Below are 405 nucleotides of genomic sequence, written 5' to 3' on the forward strand. Positions count from 1 at the left end.
GGTGGTGGACACCGTCACTCCCGCCGCCCACAAGACCCTGCTGGAGGCCACCTGATGTTCACGGTGCTGGAGGTCTCCCGCTGGCAGGGCCGCATAGACTGGGATACCGTAAAAGCCAGCGGCAGGGTCCACGGCGTGATGCTGCGCGCACTGGGCAGCAGGAACGGCACGCCCTACATCGACCCCATGTTTGAAACAAACTACTCTGCCTGCATCCGGCTGTGCATCCCGGTGGGGGTCTACTCTTACAGCTGTGCCGTTACTGCCCCACAGCGGGATGCCGAGCTGGCCCTCCTGCACGATGCCCTCAGGGGAAAGCGGCTTCAGCTGCCAGCTGCCATCGACGTGGAGGATGCCCGCCTGCGTGCTCTGACACCGGACGCGCTCTCCGCCCTTGTTGCCGGG

The 405-nt window shown here is 65.4% G+C and carries 1 protein-coding gene; it reads left to right on the forward strand.

Going from position 1 to position 405, the window contains the following annotated elements:
* Positions 1-54 precede the first annotated feature (54 nt).
* Positions 55-405 (forward strand): GH25 family lysozyme (locus P0G09_RS15820; RefSeq protein WP_275253131.1); only part of this gene is annotated, 351 nt, incomplete at its 3' end.

Source organism: Faecalibacterium sp. DFI.5.82, assembly GCF_029076575.1.
Classification (GTDB): Bacteria; Bacillota; Clostridia; order Oscillospirales; family Ruminococcaceae; genus Faecalibacterium; species Faecalibacterium duncaniae.